This is a genomic window from Amycolatopsis pigmentata (genome assembly GCF_042684065.1).
Classification (GTDB): Bacteria; Actinomycetota; Actinomycetes; order Mycobacteriales; family Pseudonocardiaceae; genus Amycolatopsis_E; species Amycolatopsis_E pigmentata.
Window position 1 is genome coordinate 318,611 of record NZ_JBHUKR010000006.1, and the last position, 14,912, is coordinate 333,522.

The following is a 14,912-nucleotide window of genomic DNA, read 5'->3' on the forward strand; positions in this document are numbered from 1 at the left end:
CTCCTCGGCCGGATCGGTCAGTGAACGAACGTGGCGACCCCTGCCGGGATGCGGACGTGGAGCGCGTCGGCGGCGGGCCGGGCGGTCGTGCGCACGATCAGCCGCAGTGCGCCCAACGCCAGTTGGGACTCGTAGTGGTCGCCCAGATAGGACGTGTCGAGGACCCGCGCTTCCGGGCCGTCGCCGGGGTCGGTGGTGAGCACGATGTCCTCCGGCCGCACCGCGATGGTCGCTTCCGGCCCCGCGCCCGGATCGGGCTTGCCGCACACCGCGATACCGTCGGTGAACTCGGGAACGAGCAGCCGGCGGGTGCCGTCGCCGTCGGCCTGCACCGTTCCGGTGAGGAAGTTGCACTGTCCGACGAACTCGGCGACCCGGCGGTCGGCGGGTGCGCGGTAGATCTCTTCGGGGGTGCCCTCGCGCAGGATCCGTCCGCCGGACATCACGATGATGCGGTCGCTGAGGGCCATCGCCTCGTCTTGGTCGTGCGTGACGAAAACGGTGGTGAGCCCCAGGCTGTGCTGAAGCTGCTTGAGCCACTCGCGCGCCCGTTCCCGTAGTTTGGCATCAAGATTGGAAAACGGCTCGTCCAGTAGGAGGACGTCGGGAGAGTAGGCAAGGGCCCGCGCGAGGGCGACCCGTTGCTGCTGGCCGCCGGAAAGCTGGTAGGGGTAACGGTCGGCGTAGGCGTCCAATTCGACCAGGGCGAGCACTTCGGCCACCCGCTCGGCGATCACGCGTTTGGGCTGCCGCCGGATCCGCAACGGGAAACCGACGTTCCCGGCCACGGTCAGATGTGGCCAGACCGCGTAGGACTGAAATACGATACCAAGGTTGCGGCGTTCGGCCGGCACATCGATCCGTTTTTCCGCGTTCAGGAACACGTGGTCGCCGCAGACGATCGTGCCGTCGTCCGGGGTTTGGAATCCGGCGATGGACATCAAAGTGGTGGTCTTGCCGCAGCCGGACGGGCCCAGCAAAGTCACGCATTCCTTGTCGCGCACGGTGAACGTGACATCGTCCAGAACCCGATGAGCGCCAAAGGATTTGGTCAGGTTCCGAACACGGATCTCAGGCATGACGCCCCTTTCGGATAACGCGGGCTCCGATCGCGAGCACGACACCGACGACAATGATCTGGACCACCGCGAGCGCGGCCACCGGGCCGAGCGCGCCCTTCTGCCAGAACTGCAACATCGTGACTCCGATGACCTCGGTGCCGGGTTTCTGCAGGAACACGACGGGGTCGTAGTCGTTGAGGATGGAAACGAATACCAGCAGGAACGCCGCGACCAGCGATGGCCGCAGGATCGGCAGCAGCACCCGGCCTGCCGTGGTCCACCAGCCGGCGCCGGTGGCCCGGGCGGCCCGGTCCAGCTCCTCGTTGATCCTGGCCAGGCTGGGATAGATCACCACATAGGCAAGGGTGATGTTCCGGACCGACAGCACGATCATTTCGCCCCAGATGTTGTTGCGCACATAGGGGCCAGGCTCGACCATCAGGTAGGACCAGAAGAAACCGATACCGAGGATGATTCCGGGTACCGCCCGCGGATAGGCCAGCAACGGCGCGATCGTGCGACGCAAGGGGAAGCCCGACCGGTGCGCGATCAGCGTCGCCACCGCGACCAGTGCGACCGTCACCGCGCCACCCAGCGTGCCGATCAACAGGCTGTCCATGATCGCCCGGCGGACGGTGCTGTCCGTGACGAGCTGCCGCCAGTTGCCACCGGTGAGCAGGTCCCACGGAGCCACCAGGGTGGTCAGGGCTTTGACGCTCGACATCACCACCAGCCCGACCAGCGGGACGGCGCTGGTCACCGTGATGAACAAGCCCACCAGCACCGCGAGCGGCCGTCGCCACCCTCGCAGGTCGAGCGGCTGGTAGCCGATCCCTCCGCGGGGTGAAGTCGCGATGAACCTCTGCTCCGCGCCGGCCAGCCGGGTGCGCAAGAGCAGGAGCGCGGTCACGACGACCAGCAGCAACACCGCGCCGGCGCTAACGAACGGCGGGTCGGGGACACCGCTGTTGTTCCACGCGCGATACAGGTAGGTGGCATAGAGGTTGATATGCGATGGCTGGCCAAGGAACAACGGAATGCCCAGGACTTCCAGGGACAACGTGAAGATCAGTACACCGCAGTTGAGGATCGCCGGACGGAGCAGGGGCACGGTGATCCGCGTGATCGCCTGTAACGCACCCGCTCCCGCGCTGCGGGCCGCGTCCTCCAGCGCGGTGTCCGAGCCGGCGAGTGCCGACTGGCACGTCAGGAACGCGATCGGAGTGGTCACCGCCGCGCCCAGCACGGCCATGCCGGGGATCGACGACAGGTTCCACACCGGCAGGTGCAGACTCGCCACCAGCCCCGTCAGATAGCCACTCTGCCCGTAGACGGAAACCCAGCCGACGATCAGGCCGAGCGGCGGAATCACCACGGGCGCCACGAGCAGCACGCCGTAGACCTTTCGCCCAGGCATATTGGTGCGGCCACACAAAATCGCGAACACCGTTCCCGCCGTGACGGCCAAGGCGGTGGTCAAGACGGCGAACAGCACAGTGTTCTCCACCGCGATCCAGAAGTCCGGATCGGTGAAAAGTTGTTGATACGCATGCAAGGTGAAGGTGCCGCCGGGCAGGTAATAGGGTTTGCTCCGCAACGATGCCAGCAGCAGCGGGAGCAGCGGTCCCACCACGAGCACCACCAGAACGCCCCACACCACCCACTGCGGCAAGCTCGCGAGTGGCGCCGCCCGTCGTCGGGGCCCAGAGGGCGCCGACGGGACGTCAGAACGGTCAGTCGCCGGAGCGACGGCGAGAGGGCTCATCGGTGGAACGCCTGCTTCCAGCGGGCGGTGATCCCCGGCTGTGCGTCGAGCGTCGCCTGGTTGATCGGCACGGTGTAGACGGTGCCGTCCGGAACTTGCTGCTTGAGGTTGGCCAGCGAAGCCGTGCAGCCGTTGGCCGGCGTGTAGTTGTTCATCGACGCCTCGAACCCGCCCGCGCACAACGCGTCCTGACCGGCTTTGCTCAACAGGAAGTCCAGGAACAGCTGGGCCGTCGCCGGGCTGCTCGCCTTCGCCGTCACCGCCACCGCACGCGGGATAAGAGGTGTCGCGTCCTTCATGAATTCGTAGCCGGCCAAGCCCACGTACTGCTTGGCCCAGCCCTGAACGAGCCCCGATGCGATGTAATCCATCGAAGCGCCGCCCTGAACCAACTGCTGCAGCGCGTCCAAACCCTCGTCATAGGTCTTGGTATTGGCCGCGAGCGCATCGAGGTAACTCCACGCCTTGCTCTCGCCGAGAATGTGCACCAACCCGTAGATCCCCGCGTAGTCCAACTCGTTGTCGATCGGATACGACACCAGCCGGTAGAGCCCCGGGTTGCCCCGCGCCTGGGCCGCCAGATCCGCGTAACTGGCAGGCACCTGTGACCCGGTGAGCAGTTTCGCGTTGTACACCGTCAGAATCGGCTCCGGCGACATGACATAGACACCGTGCCCCTGATTGGTTTCGGGCGGGAAATCCGCCAAGCCCTGGGGCGTCACGTTCGCCGTGACACCGTTCTGCTCCGCCTGCATCCAGGAAGCCGGCGCGCTCGCCATCAGCATGTCCGCAGTCCGCGCGCCCTGTGCCGCCTCGGCTTCGTATTTGGCGAACACCTGGTTGTCGCTCAGGTTGGTCTCGGTCGCCTTGAGCCCGGGGTATGCCTTCTCGAAGGCGTCGATAACCGGCTTGAAGAAAGAGTTCGGAGCGTTGCCGTAGATCGTCAGTCCGCTCTCCGACTTCGCCGCCGCCACGAGAGAATCGATGGATTGCGGAGCGGCCTGCGCCGCCGGCGCCGTGTTCGTGTCCGAGCCTCCCGGGGACGCGCACGCCCCGGCCGAAACCGCGATCGCAAGCGCCGCGCCGGTGACCAGCCAGCGTTGCGCTCGGAGCCGATAGAACTTCATTGTCCCAACCTCCGTAGAAGATTCTTGCCGTAAATCCTGGAAACGTGGCGCTGGATTCCGGGTAGCCGGTTTTCGGGCATACGAAGGGCAGCGGCACGGTGCGGGCGGAGATCATGCCCGTCGTTCGGCGCCGCGACGGCTCAGCCGGAGATGAGCGGCGTGCGAGTCCCTGAAGCTACCTGGAGTCCATGAAGCCATCCCTTGCGGAGCCCGAACCTGACAACTGCCATCTGCTATAGCAGACGTACCATAACCTCAGGTGTCACGTGACACAAGAGCGTCCGTCCGGGTGACCGACTTGTCTTACTCGACCTTTTCGGCTGGTCGTCGCCGCCGGTCGGTCACCAAGTGTGTGACGGTCGTCCCTTCCCTGTGAAGGCTCCACCATCTGCTATTGCAGATGGTGGGCCGTTGTGTTAGACACGGCACTACTGCTTCTGGCGCCGGCACTGCCGGGCGGTGTGGCGCCGGAGAACACCGAGGGGGGCGCATTCGGCCTTCTCGGAACCGTTCATTTCCGATGACTGAAGGACCAGGTGGAATCTCCGTCGAGCAAGCAGTTTCCCGAACTGCAGCGACCCGACTCTCTCGCGGTGCAGGCCTACCGCGCGATCCGCGAGTACATCGCGTCCGGCGAACTCGCGCCGGGCGAGGCGATTACCGAACGCTCGCTTGCCGTGCGACTAGGGGTCAGTCCGACGCCGGTGCGCGAAGCACTGCACCGGCTGGAGTTCGAAGGGTTGACGAAACGGCGCGACCGCAGTAAGAGCAGCGTCGTCGATCATTCGCCGGAAACGATCCGGCAGCTGATGTACATCGAAGTGGTCCTTCGCGCGGCCCAAGCCCGGTTCGCCGCGGCGAACATGACCGATGACGATGTGGCCGAACTCGAAGGAATTGTCGACGAGTTGAAGAACGCGGCCGACGGTACCGATCGTGCCAATATCGTCGAAATCGGTCGCCGGTTTGACCTCGTCATCATCCGGGTGGCGGACAACCAAGCGTTGCAGAATATGATTGACAGCGTCTCCATCTTCGGCAGCGTCGCCAAAGCCCGGGCCCTTGACGACACTAGAACGGGTCTGGCGATCCAGGATCACGACGTGATTCTCGATGCTTTCCGCCGCCGGGATCCGGCCGCCGCCGAAGCGGCTGTGCGAGGGCATTTGCTCACCACAGCCGACAATCTGATCAAACCACGGCATGAGCCGGCATCGAAGGCGTATCCACGGGGCGATAAGGGATGAAACTGCCCTGCTTCTTCCGCAAGAAAGCCCAGGTATGCCACAGTGAGGCGCTCCAGATCGTCCGCCGCGATATATACGCTGGAGTTCATCACGCTTTGCCATCCTAAATGGTGCGAAAAGGCATTTTGGATCTGTCCGCTTGGACTCGGCCGACGGTGACCAACCGGCGTTACGGCTGTTCGTCAATCTTTTCGACGGCGATGCGGCGATCTGGTACGGGTGGTGAATCCCAGCTTGGTGAGGTTGTGTTCGACGTGCGCTTCCGCGGTGGGCCGCGAGATAACGAGCTGGTTCGCAATCTCTTTGTTGGTCTGGCGTGGTGGCAGCTCGGCACCGACCTGCCATCTTGGTCGGTCGGCGTATACCTGCTGCCCACGGTGTTGTTCGGCGCAGCGTTTTGGCAAATAGCGGCAGCACTGGACGGGACACGAGTCGCCGCAGGACTGCTTGGCCTGGTGTTCGGTTCAAGCTTGGCGTTGCACTTCGACAGCGGCGCGCCGCTGTCGGCCGTCGATGGACGCCGGGTAACGCGCTCAGGCGCGCAGTGGAGCTCGCCCAACTGCTGGGTCTCCAGTTCTTCTGGGGCGCCGGCTGCACATGGGCGCTCGGGATGGTCTTCGTAGGCCTGCCGGCAATTCACCTTTGCGGATCCACTTCCAGAACGAGCGCTGCACCTCGACCGATATGGCTGGACGTCCCAACACAAACCCCTCGTCACGACGGGTGTTGCGCTGACACGTTGAACCTAAGGGACTCCAAGCGGTGGAAACCGCGAGGAGCAGGGGTACCGAGGCGGGGACGCTGGCGGACTCGCCTGTAGTAGCTGTGGTCCGCCTGCGTATCGCAGTGGGCTGGGGAGCGAAGGGGAGGACGTGACTGAAAGGCTTCCGGCAACGGTCACCCACCCTGTTCGCGCACTGGTCGCTGCGGTACACGACCTGACAACTGAACGGTACGAGCCGGATGAACCGAGAGGTTCACCTCCGGATCTATGGGGGACGGCGGGTGAAATTCCCGCCGTCTACCCGGCGGTGGACAGGTGTTCAAGCAACTTCCGCTGCACCTGTCAGGGATCCCTCGTAGCAAAAAGGACCGAGCATCCCAATAGTGGAGTTACGTCGCCTATTGCCGTACTGGTTGATCCAATTTTCGACCGAAGCAACAAGTTCCACCTTGGTGGCCAGGATATGGCGGTGGTAGTATCGGTATTCAAATGTCGACCAGAACGATTCCGCGGGGCGTCGCAGCAGTTTACGAGTGTTTCAGTCCGGCTGGTAAGGTCAACCCTGCCGTGAACTCGCCGCCACGCTCGGAGTGCGGCACCGTGCCGGAGACCCCGCCGCCACGGCAGGTCATGCCGGTGTCACCGGCCTGGCAAACCATGTCGGCGCCGATGTGCTCGGCCACGACGTGCCCGAGCACGCGGCGGGAACGCCTATCCCGGATCGCGTACAGATACATATCGCCCTCGCCGCAGGTGAGGTCGGTGAAGTCGGTCAGCCCGATGGCATCCAGCCGGCCCTTGTCGAAGCGCCGCTCCACTACAACCCTGCCGACTCGGTGTCCACTCCCCGCGGGGAACCTCAGATCCCGCATTTCAGGGTACGCCATTGCCGTCGACGCGTTGACCAAATGTCAACAACTTGTGCAGTTATCGTCGCTTTCCGGCGCGGGTCGGCAGGGTTAATCTCACAGGGGTCCGCAGTCCCGATCGCAGGAGCGCGAATAATTCGTTACCCCAGCTGTCGCAGAATTTCGAAGTCGGCACCCCAGACAACGCTTTTCAACCAGTCAACGTGGACGAAGGTTGTGGTGAGCATGGCGGATGGCGCAGTAACCGGAAGGGACAGGCGTCTGGGGGACGGGCCCGGCACCTTGGTGTCCGCCCGGCTGGACCGAATACCGGTGTGGCCCTATGGCGTGAGCGTGTTGGCGCTCGTCGGAATGGTGTTCTTTTTCTCCTTCTTCGAGATTTCCAGCGTGGGCCCCTCCCTGCCGAAGGTGATCGCCGAGCACCATTCGACGACGACCGCGGCAGCGACCGCGGTCAGTCTCGGGCTTTGGGGCTACATCATCGGATCGCCACTCAACAGCATCGTGGCAGACAGGCTGGGCAGGCGCGCCGGACTGTTGACGGCGATCGTGCTGTACGGGCTCGGCGCACTCGGCACGGCGGCCAGCACGTCGATGCTGATGTTCACGATCTTCCGGGTCGTCGGCGGCATGGGTGTCGGTGCGTCGATCGCCGTGATCAGCACCTACATCAGCGAACTGTCGCCGGCGGCGCGGCGCGGGCGGTCGATGGCGATGGCGTCGCTGCCCGCGCAGTTCGGCTCGGCGGTGACCCCGTTCATCGCGGTGTGGCTGGTCCCCAGCTACAGTTGGGGATGGCGGGTACTTCTCGCGATTCCCGTGGTGGCGACGCTGATTTTCCTGTTCGGATATCGTCTCCTGCCTGAATCCCCGCGCTGGTTGGTCGCCACTGGCCGCTACGACGCGGCCGACCGCGCGGTGGAAAAAGCCGAGAAACGAGCCAGCCGGGAGGTCGGTGCGCTGCCCGAAATCGTACCCACCAAGCCCGACACACCGATGGGCGACTGGCGCAGCCAGATTCTGCTTCTGGTGCGGCGCCCGAACCTCCGCTGGACGCTCACCTTCCTTCTGGTGTGGGCCTGCCAGACGATGCCGGCCTACGGCATCGGAGGTCTCGGCATCACCCTGCTGACCCAGCACGGACTGAGCCTGACCCACAGCATCCAGTTGACGTTCGGGCAGAGCGCCGGTTTGCTGCTCGGCGGTCTCGCGGCGTTGCGCGTAGGCGACCGGTGGCCGCGTAAGTGGGTCGCCGCGATCATCGCCCTGCTGCCCGCGACTGGTCTGCTCGCGCTGGGCCTGTACCCGTCGAACTGGATGATTCTCATCGGATTCGGTCTGGTGTCATTCCAGACCGGGCTGGCCAGCGCTGTGGTGTATCTCCTCACCGCCGAGCATTTTCCCACGCACATCCGCAGCACGGGCGTGGCGTTGAGCAACGGCGCCGGGCACATCGGCGGCGCGATCGCGCCTCTTCTGGCCGTGGCCGTGTATGCGGCGTGGGATTTCGCCGCGGTGTGGATCACGTTCGGGATGATCTTCGTCGTGTACGCACTGGCGATCTCCACCACCCGCCTGACCACCGGCCGGACATTGGACGACCTCCGCGACGGTGAGCCACCCACCGTCGCCGAATCTCACCCCCAGGAGGCATGACATGTCGAAACCGCTTACGGGCGTCCGGGTCGTCGACTTCGGGCGGCACATCGCCGGCCCGCTGGTCGCCGTTATGCTGGCCGATCAAGGTGCTGATGTCGTGCATGTGGACGCCCCAGGAGCGCCGGGGGCCGACGTACCGCCGGACGCCTTCTACAACCGCGGTAAGCGCAGGATCACCTTGGATCTCCGCGACGACCGTGACCGCGACATCGCTCGTAGGCTCGTCACCCGGGCCGACGTGCTCGTCGAGAACTTCCGTCCGGGCGTCATGGATCGTTTCGGGCTCGGCTGGGACGCCCTGAAAGATCAGGCGCCGCGTCTGATCTACTGCTCGCTTCCCGGATTCGCACCGGAGGACCCGCGCGCGGCCGTGCCCGCATGGGAGGGCGTGATCGACGCCGCGACCGGCAACTGCCGGATCAGGGCAGGTGAAGCTCCCGAAGGCTGGGACACCACGCGGCCGACCTATTCGAGCGTACCGATCGCCTCCGACTTCGCGGCGTTCCTCGGCGCTGTCGGCGTGGTCAGTGCGCTGGTCGAGCGATGCCGCTCGGGGCGTGGTCAACGGGTGTCGGTGCCGCTGTTCGACGCGGTCTTCGAGGCCATCGGCGACGCAGGGACCTATGTGACCTCGCGTGGCCTTCCGCCTCAGCGTCCGCTCGCGCAACTCGGCAGCGGGACGTACGCCTGCGCCGACGGCAACTATGTGCAGTTCAATCCGATCGGCGCGACGCCGCGTTTCGTCACATGGTTCTTGCAGGCCGCGGGGCACCCGGAGTGGACGACGGATGGCGACGAGACGGTGCTGCGCCGGCGGCTCACCGAGTTGTTCGCCACCCGGACCGCGCAGGAATGGGAGGACCTCGGGCATTCCGCGGGAGTTCCGCTCGCCCGCATCCGGACTTCCGGCGAATGGCTCGCGACCCCGCACGCCCGTGCGTCCGGCGCGATCACGTGCCTCGACGACCCCCGCCTCGGCCCGACGTGGATGGCGGGCGTGCCCGTGCACGTCGGGGACGAGCAGGACGACAACGGCCTCGACCATCCGCTGGAACCGCGGCATCTGCCGGACGCGGACCGCGCCGGCATCCTGGGGGAACTCGACGAGCCGGTGGCGCCACCGGCGGAAGCGAGCGGCGGGCAGCGGGAACGCCCGATGGCGGGGCTGCGTGTCCTCGACCTGACGCAGATCCTCGCCGGTCCCAGTTGTGGTCGCATCCTCGCGGAGCTGGGCGCCGATGTCGTCAAGGTCAACGCGCCGCAGCGGCAGATCGCCGCGCACGGCATCGTCAACCGCGGCAAGCACACCATCCTGCTCGACGTCGAAAACCCCGCCGGGCAGGAGGTTTTCTGGCGCCTGGTCGACGATGCCGACGTCATCGTGCAGAACTTCCCACCGGGAACGGCGGAACGGTACGGCATCGGTTACGAGAGCGTCCGCGCACGCAAACCAGGCATCGTGCACGTGTCGGTCAGTTGTTATGGCGGCGTCGGGCCGTGGGCGCAAGGGCGGGGGTACGAGACTCAGGGCCAAGCGGTCACGGGCATCATGGCGCGCGCCGGCGGCCCCGGCGGGAAGCCCGCGGTGCTCGGTCCGTACAACCTGCTCGACTACGGCACCGGTGTGATGGCCGCGTTCGCGGCATCGTTGGGGATCTATCACCACACGGTGACCGGCGAGGGGCTGCGGCTCCGGACCTCACTCGCCCAGACGGGCACCTACCACCAAGCCGCCTATCTGCTCGGCTACGCCGGTGCCGAGGGCGGCGAACCATCCGGTCCCGCTGCCCTCGGAGAAAACGCACTCCAGCGTTTCTATCGCGCCGACGATGGCTGGTTCTTCCTCGGCGCCACCGACGCACAGCAGTTGAGGACGATCGACGGCCTCGACGGTGCGTTCGGCGACGAGGCAACCGACCACGAGATCGCGATCGGTCTGGAAAACCGTTTTGCCCTGCGGCCTGCCACCTTCTGGGTCGGCGCCTTGCAGGCAGCGGGCATCGGCGCGCATCAGGTGATGCGGCTCGACGCGTTGATGACCGACCCGTTGGTCCGCGCCAGGCAGCTGAGCATCGCCCAAACCTCAGAGGAGGTCGGCGAGGTGACGATGCCCGGAGTCGCCATCGGCCTGTCGGCGACGCCATCACAGGCCGGTGACCCGGTGCGGCGGCCCGGCGCCGATGCCGTCCAAGTCCTGGAGCAGATCGGTCTGGGAGCGTCGATCGAGCACCTGGAACGCCGCTGGGCGGTACAGACCGCGGCCCTGCCACACGGCTGGAACCAATGACCAATCCGCTGCGGACGCGGGGCTCGTGCAGGGCTCTGGGACAGTTTCCGGTACGCCAGGGGGCGGGCCACACGACACGCCGACCTAAGGTCACTGGCTTCCCCATTCGGCGAGCCTGATCATGAGTTTCTTACTCGGGTGAAACAGCTCCCCGGAACTCGGGTATTCCTTGGTCTCCCCGTCTCGGTGGGATCGAGCAGCCACAGATCCTCGCCACCGGCCAAGGCCTGCTGGAACAGCGCGAGCAGTTCGTTGGGCTCGTTCCTCCAGTTCCGTGTAGACGTCGATCAAGTCGTCGGCGCGCAAACTCGTTGGCGGTCCTTACATAATTCTCTACCTGGCACGGCATTACCCCGCGCGAGCGCGCCGTGATCCGGCACCTGACACCGGTCTGGCCCCCAAGCAGATCGCCCGGCTGCTCGACCTATCCGTCCACACCGTGAACGACCACCTAAAATCCATCTTCAACAAAACCGGCACACACAGCCGACACGAACTCACCGCCGCCCTCAACCCCTAGCTTCCCGTGACGCTGCCTCGTGGCCGGGCTACGCCGGGGGCTGTCTCACGAAGACGCCGCGCGGTTCGCGTTTCTCCTCGCCACACCGGTGATCCTCGCGGCGGGCGTGCTCAAGATGCCGTCCCTGCTGAAGCCTGAGGCCTGTTCCTCGCTCGGGCCCGCGATAGTCGGCAGCTTCGTCGCCTTCGCTGCGGCGTACTTGTCGGTCCGTTTCCTGGTATCGTATTTCGAAACGCGCGCGCTTACCCCGTTCGCGATCTACTGCGCGGTCGCGGGGGCCGCGAGATTGGTGTACTTCAGCATATGATCCCTCCGCATTCCTGGGAGCGGGTGTTCACTTCCTGGACGCCCAGTTTCGCGGCGCTGGCGTTCGTACTGGTGTTCGGTGGCGGTTACGTCATTTTCTCCCGCCGCCTTCCGGACCGGCCGCGAGGACGCAGCTTTGCCTTCCTGGCCGGGCTCGCCACGGTGTTGCTGGTCACGTGTTCGTTCCTGGGTGTCTATGACGACACGTTGTTCTGGCCCCGGGCGGTGCAGACCGTGGTCCTGTTGATGATCGCGCCGCTGTTGCTCGCGCTCGGCGCGCCGCTGACCCTCTTGCTGGCGAGCGTGCCGGGGCTGTGGTGGGAGTCCGATCCTGTCCTTGCCGAACGGTTCAAGCGTGAACGCGGGACGTGAACCGCTGTCAGTGGAAGGCGTGTTCGGCCGGCGAACGCGCTTGCCGCGCTGGAGACAACTCCGGCGAGATCCGCGTAGCGCTTGACGAACCGCGGTATCTTCCCACGGCGCAGGCCCGCCATGTCCTGCCAGACGAGAACCTGCGCGTCACAGTCCCGACCCGCACCGAGTCGACGAAGTGGTACTGGTCCAGCAGCACGCGCCGCTCGGGTTCCAGCGTGCCGGTGTTCCCGCAACAGCCCGCGTAGCGATGCCTTCAACGCTGCGGGGTCCTGCCCGTCCTCGATGAATTCGTCGGCCTGGACGATCAGGGGCAGCGCGGAGTCGATGCGCAACCTGCCGTCGATCAACTTGGTGAACCGGCGCAGCGCGCCGAGATTGTTCTTGGTGCGGGCCTTGTCCAGCGTTCCGACAAGCCTGCGCCGCCGCGATGTGCTGAGCTGGTCTTCGAAGGTGGCCCGTACCGTCTCCACATCGGCGTGGGCGTACCAGATGTCGAGCACAGGTTGCCCCGCGAACTCCCGCATCGCGCGCCGGCATTCCGCGATCACACAGGTCACGACCGTCCGGGGCTGTTTCGCCGTAAAGCCGTTCCCCCGCCCGGCGATCTCCAGACTCGCCGCCAGCCGCTTGATATCCCATTCCCAGGGGCCGTGGTGCGTCTCGTCGAAGTCGTTGATGTCGAAGTGCTGGGCCTGACCGACCAGGTCCGCGCAGACACCCCAGACGCGATCGCCGCCGTGACCGCCTTGACCGGCCGCAGCCCGGTACTACTCACCGGCGACAACGCGGCGACCGCTCGTCGGCTTGCCGAGCAGATCGGCCTCACCGACGTGCGCGCCGGATTGTTGCCGGACGACAAGGTCACCGCCGTGCGCGAACTCGACACTGCGGGCCAACGGGTCGCGATGGTCGGCGACGGCATCAACGACGCGCCCGCCCTCGCCGCCGCCCACACCGGGATCGCCATGGGCGGGGCCGGCTCGGACCTCACCTTGCAGACCGCCGACGCCGTCGTCGTCCGCGCCGAACTGACCACCGTGCCCGCCGTCATCGCCCTGTCGCGGCACGCCCGCCGCGTCGTTACCGCCAACCTGATCATCGCCGCCCTGTTCATCACCGGCCTCGTGCTCTGGGACCTGATCGGCACCCTGCCGTTACCGCTCGGCGTCGCCGGCCACGAAGGCTCCACCGTCATCGCCGGCCTCAACGGACTGCGCCTGCTCCACCGCGCCGCGTGGACCCGCGCCGCCCGCAGCCAACCCACCGCGTGAGCTACGCCGCCAGAGGTCTGCCTCATTAACTCGCTTCAGTCGGCGAACCTTTTACTCCGCCAAACACTATCCGGAAGGTGCACTTTCGCCGATGTCGTGGGGTGCCATCGCGTACGGGGCCGCGCAGTTTGTCGCCGGATTCGATGCTCGGAGAACCGGCGATGCGCGGTGGGTACCGTGACCCGAAACTCGGCGGCAGATGCCGCCAAGCGCACCCACTGGTCAGCATGAACACAATCGCCGTGAACACGGCCCGGTCGTCCACCCGGGACATCGACCGGGCAGGTGTGGGCCTGGGGCTACAACGCCTACGGCCAGCTGGGCAACGGAAGCACCACGAACAGCAACGTGCCGGTGCAAGTCCTCATACCCGAGGGCACCACGGTCCCGTCCATCGGATCGGGCGGCTACCACAGCCTGGCGGTGGCCCAGGTGTCCACGGGACCCGAGAAGACCCAGACGCAGTTGTCGGCGTCGCCGCAGGAAGCGACAGCCGGCGAACCCGTCCATCTCACCGCCACGGTCACCTGCCCAGGTACCACGCCGACTGGAACGGTCACATTCTTTGCGGACACGACCGAGCTGGGCACGGGCCAGGTCGTCAACGGCACAGCCCAGCTGACCACCACCACACTTGAACCGGGCGAGCACACCATTACCGCGCATTACCACGGCAACGACGGGGTCCGTCGGCCGGAACCGCCCGTCCCGGCAAGGCTGAACTCCCAGGTCACCACGCCTGTGAACTTTCCGCGACCCGGCCGTCGTGTACCAGGTATGGAGGCCACGAAGGCCACGCCGTGCCGTATCCGGGGCCACCGCGACCGAAGAGACGGCCGAGTCGTGCGGGCGAGCCATGGACGACCGAGAGAAGGGGGCACGCGGTGTTTTCCTCAATGCACAACGACATTGCCGGAATGCTGAGCAACCTTCAAGAGCAGCGGGAGCGTCTTGCCGAGGCGACCAAGGCGATGCGCGAGGTCACGGCGAACGCGACGACGAAGGACCGGATGGTCAAGGCCACCGTGGACACACGCGGTCGGCTCACCGAGCTGACGTTCTCGGGAAACCGGTGGCGTGATCTGGCGCCCAGGGAACTGGGCACGAAGGTGCTCGAGGTGATCACGCGGGCGCAGGACAAGGCGGAGAAGGCCGTCATCGAACTGGCGGGCCCGGTAACTCCGGGTGGGGTCGACCTCAAGAAGTTCATGAAGGAAGGGCCGGACTTCGACGAAATCCTGGCCGACTTCAAGTCCCCCGGCGACGACCGTGGCGAGGAGCGATCCGGCTGAGCCGCCGAGCGGAGATTTTCGCCCCGCCCCGCCACCCGTCAGGGACGGCGCGTCCCGCCCACCAGTACCGGCGCCGGTCGCCGTCGGAGGCGTGTGATCCACCAGGGCATCGGCACGTGATCACGACCTTGACCCGAGGCAAACCCCGGTGTTGTCCCGCGCGAACTTTTCTCGAGACGGTAGCCGTGTCGATAGTGAGACTCCTGTGTCAACGACCGGCACGGTCTCGAAGGCGTGATTCCGGTCGCGGAAAGGGGTGGGATGGGTGAGGGAAAAGATTGTGAAGGATTTCCTGTGTCCGGTCGATGACGCTGTTCCACGGCCGGAGGCTCGCATGAAGCCTGCCGGCGAGTCGTTCGTGGAAGCGGATGCCCGCGTGGCGGCGGGTTCGAGTTAGCCGGTATTTCGT

At 65.9% G+C, this 14,912-nt stretch carries 13 protein-coding genes and 4 pseudogenes; 10 read left to right on the top strand and 7 right to left on the bottom strand.

Translation table 11 applies throughout. From position 1 onward, the window contains the following. Positions 1–17 precede the first annotated feature (17 nt). From ACFSXZ_RS09510 to ACFSXZ_RS09520, 3 genes are all read right to left on the bottom strand, one after another. Positions 18–1,079, bottom strand: coding sequence for an ABC transporter ATP-binding protein (locus ACFSXZ_RS09510; RefSeq protein ID WP_378263469.1), 1,062 nt, complete (start codon positions 1,077–1,079; stop codon positions 18–20). Then, positions 1,072–2,733: an ABC transporter permease gene (locus tag ACFSXZ_RS09515; RefSeq protein WP_378263471.1), complete on the bottom strand. Its 1,662-nt coding sequence runs from the start codon at positions 2,731–2,733 to the stop codon at positions 1,072–1,074. The genes ACFSXZ_RS09510 and ACFSXZ_RS09515 overlap by 8 nt, the downstream gene beginning before the upstream one ends. Positions 2,734–2,822: 89 nt before the next feature. Then, the gene (locus ACFSXZ_RS09520; RefSeq protein ID WP_378263473.1) at positions 2,823–3,800 is read right to left on the bottom strand and encodes an ABC transporter substrate-binding protein; all 978 of its coding nucleotides are present in this window, start codon (positions 3,798–3,800) and stop codon (positions 2,823–2,825) included. Positions 3,801–4,489: 689 nt separating this feature from the next. Here ACFSXZ_RS09520 and ACFSXZ_RS09525 point away from each other — a divergent pair. Continuing rightward, positions 4,490–5,200 carry a GntR family transcriptional regulator gene (locus ACFSXZ_RS09525; RefSeq protein WP_378263475.1) on the top strand — a complete coding sequence of 237 codons (711 nt, stop codon included), beginning with the start codon at positions 4,490–4,492 and terminating at the stop codon, positions 5,198–5,200. A gap of 107 nt (positions 5,201–5,307) precedes the next feature. Then, positions 5,308–5,823, top strand: coding sequence for a hypothetical protein (locus ACFSXZ_RS41265; RefSeq protein WP_449224270.1), 516 nt, complete (start codon positions 5,308–5,310; stop codon positions 5,821–5,823). A 628-nt stretch (positions 5,824–6,451) separates the two neighbouring features. On the opposite strand, the gene ACFSXZ_RS09535 is transcribed toward ACFSXZ_RS41265, so the two are convergent. Continuing rightward, on the bottom strand, positions 6,452–6,742 hold the full coding sequence (locus ACFSXZ_RS09535) for a hypothetical protein (RefSeq protein ID WP_378263479.1): 291 nt from the start codon (positions 6,740–6,742) through the stop codon (positions 6,452–6,454). Positions 6,743–7,120: 378 nt separating this feature from the next. On the opposite strand from ACFSXZ_RS09535, the gene ACFSXZ_RS09540 reads away from it, so the two are divergent. The 5 genes from ACFSXZ_RS09540 to ACFSXZ_RS09560 all read left to right on the top strand — a co-directional run bounded on the left by ACFSXZ_RS09540 (position 7,121) and on the right by ACFSXZ_RS09560 (position 11,937). After that, positions 7,121–8,449 (top strand): MFS transporter, encoded by a 1,329-nt coding sequence (locus tag ACFSXZ_RS09540; RefSeq protein WP_378263481.1) that lies wholly within the window; start codon positions 7,121–7,123, stop codon positions 8,447–8,449. Between the two features lies 1 nt (position 8,450). Then, positions 8,451–10,739 (top strand): CaiB/BaiF CoA transferase family protein, encoded by a 2,289-nt coding sequence (locus ACFSXZ_RS09545; RefSeq protein WP_378263483.1) that lies wholly within the window; start codon positions 8,451–8,453, stop codon positions 10,737–10,739. A 439-nt stretch (positions 10,740–11,178) separates the two neighbouring features. Beyond that, complete coding sequence (locus ACFSXZ_RS09550) at positions 11,179–11,259, top strand: hypothetical protein (RefSeq protein ID WP_378264756.1); 81 nt, start codon at positions 11,179–11,181, stop codon at positions 11,257–11,259. Positions 11,260–11,278: 19 nt separating this feature from the next. Further along, a complete protein-coding gene (locus ACFSXZ_RS09555; RefSeq protein WP_449224271.1) occupies positions 11,279–11,566 on the top strand; it encodes an undecaprenyl-diphosphate phosphatase in 288 nt (95 codons plus the stop codon). Then, the gene (locus tag ACFSXZ_RS09560) at positions 11,563–11,937 is read left to right on the top strand and encodes a cytochrome c oxidase assembly protein (protein WP_378263485.1); all 375 of its coding nucleotides are present in this window, start codon (positions 11,563–11,565) and stop codon (positions 11,935–11,937) included. Before ACFSXZ_RS09555 ends, ACFSXZ_RS09560 begins: the two co-directional genes overlap by 4 nt. A gap of 17 nt (positions 11,938–11,954) precedes the next feature. On the opposite strand, the pseudogene ACFSXZ_RS09565 reads toward ACFSXZ_RS09560, so the two are convergent. Together ACFSXZ_RS09565 and ACFSXZ_RS09570 are read right to left on the bottom strand one after the other, a co-directional pair. Beyond that, a pseudogene (locus ACFSXZ_RS09565) lies at positions 11,955–12,110 on the bottom strand (3-methyl-2-oxobutanoate hydroxymethyltransferase); the annotation flags it as partial. 150 nt (positions 12,111–12,260) lie between these two features. Beyond that, a pseudogene (locus ACFSXZ_RS09570) lies at positions 12,261–12,572 on the bottom strand (DUF2252 family protein); the annotation flags it as partial. Here ACFSXZ_RS09570 and ACFSXZ_RS09575 point away from each other — a divergent pair. After that, positions 12,483–13,211: pseudogene (locus ACFSXZ_RS09575) on the top strand (HAD-IC family P-type ATPase); the annotation flags it as partial. The pseudogenes ACFSXZ_RS09570 and ACFSXZ_RS09575 sit on opposite strands and share 90 nt — an antisense overlap. 146 nt (positions 13,212–13,357) lie before the next feature. Here ACFSXZ_RS09575 and ACFSXZ_RS09580 read toward each other — a convergent pair. Then, positions 13,358–13,482, bottom strand: a pseudogene (locus ACFSXZ_RS09580) (transposase); the annotation flags it as partial. Positions 13,483–13,496: 14 nt separating this feature from the next. Here ACFSXZ_RS09580 and ACFSXZ_RS09585 point away from each other — a divergent pair. Both ACFSXZ_RS09585 and ACFSXZ_RS09590 read left to right on the top strand, forming a co-directional pair. Beyond that, positions 13,497–14,135 (top strand): Ig-like domain repeat protein, encoded by a 639-nt coding sequence (locus ACFSXZ_RS09585; RefSeq protein WP_378263487.1) that lies wholly within the window; start codon positions 13,497–13,499, stop codon positions 14,133–14,135. Next, positions 14,108–14,503: a YbaB/EbfC family nucleoid-associated protein gene (locus tag ACFSXZ_RS09590; RefSeq protein WP_378263489.1), complete on the top strand. Its 396-nt coding sequence runs from the start codon at positions 14,108–14,110 to the stop codon at positions 14,501–14,503. Before ACFSXZ_RS09585 ends, ACFSXZ_RS09590 begins: the two co-directional genes overlap by 28 nt. Positions 14,504–14,912 lie beyond the last annotated feature (409 nt).

Coding starts and splice junctions, on each gene's coding strand:
- ACFSXZ_RS09510 (WP_378263469.1), bottom strand. CDS start 1,079: ATGCCTGAGATCCGTGTTCGGAACCTGACCAAATCCTTTGGCGCTCAT.
- ACFSXZ_RS41265 (WP_449224270.1), top strand. CDS start 5,308: ATGGTGCGAAAAGGCATTTTGGATCTGTCCGCTTGGACTCGGCCGACG.
- ACFSXZ_RS09545 (WP_378263483.1), top strand. CDS start 8,451: ATGTCGAAACCGCTTACGGGCGTCCGGGTCGTCGACTTCGGGCGGCAC.
- ACFSXZ_RS09560 (WP_378263485.1), top strand. CDS start 11,563: ATGATCCCTCCGCATTCCTGGGAGCGGGTGTTCACTTCCTGGACGCCC.
- ACFSXZ_RS09590 (WP_378263489.1), top strand. CDS start 14,108: ATGCACAACGACATTGCCGGAATGCTGAGCAACCTTCAAGAGCAGCGG.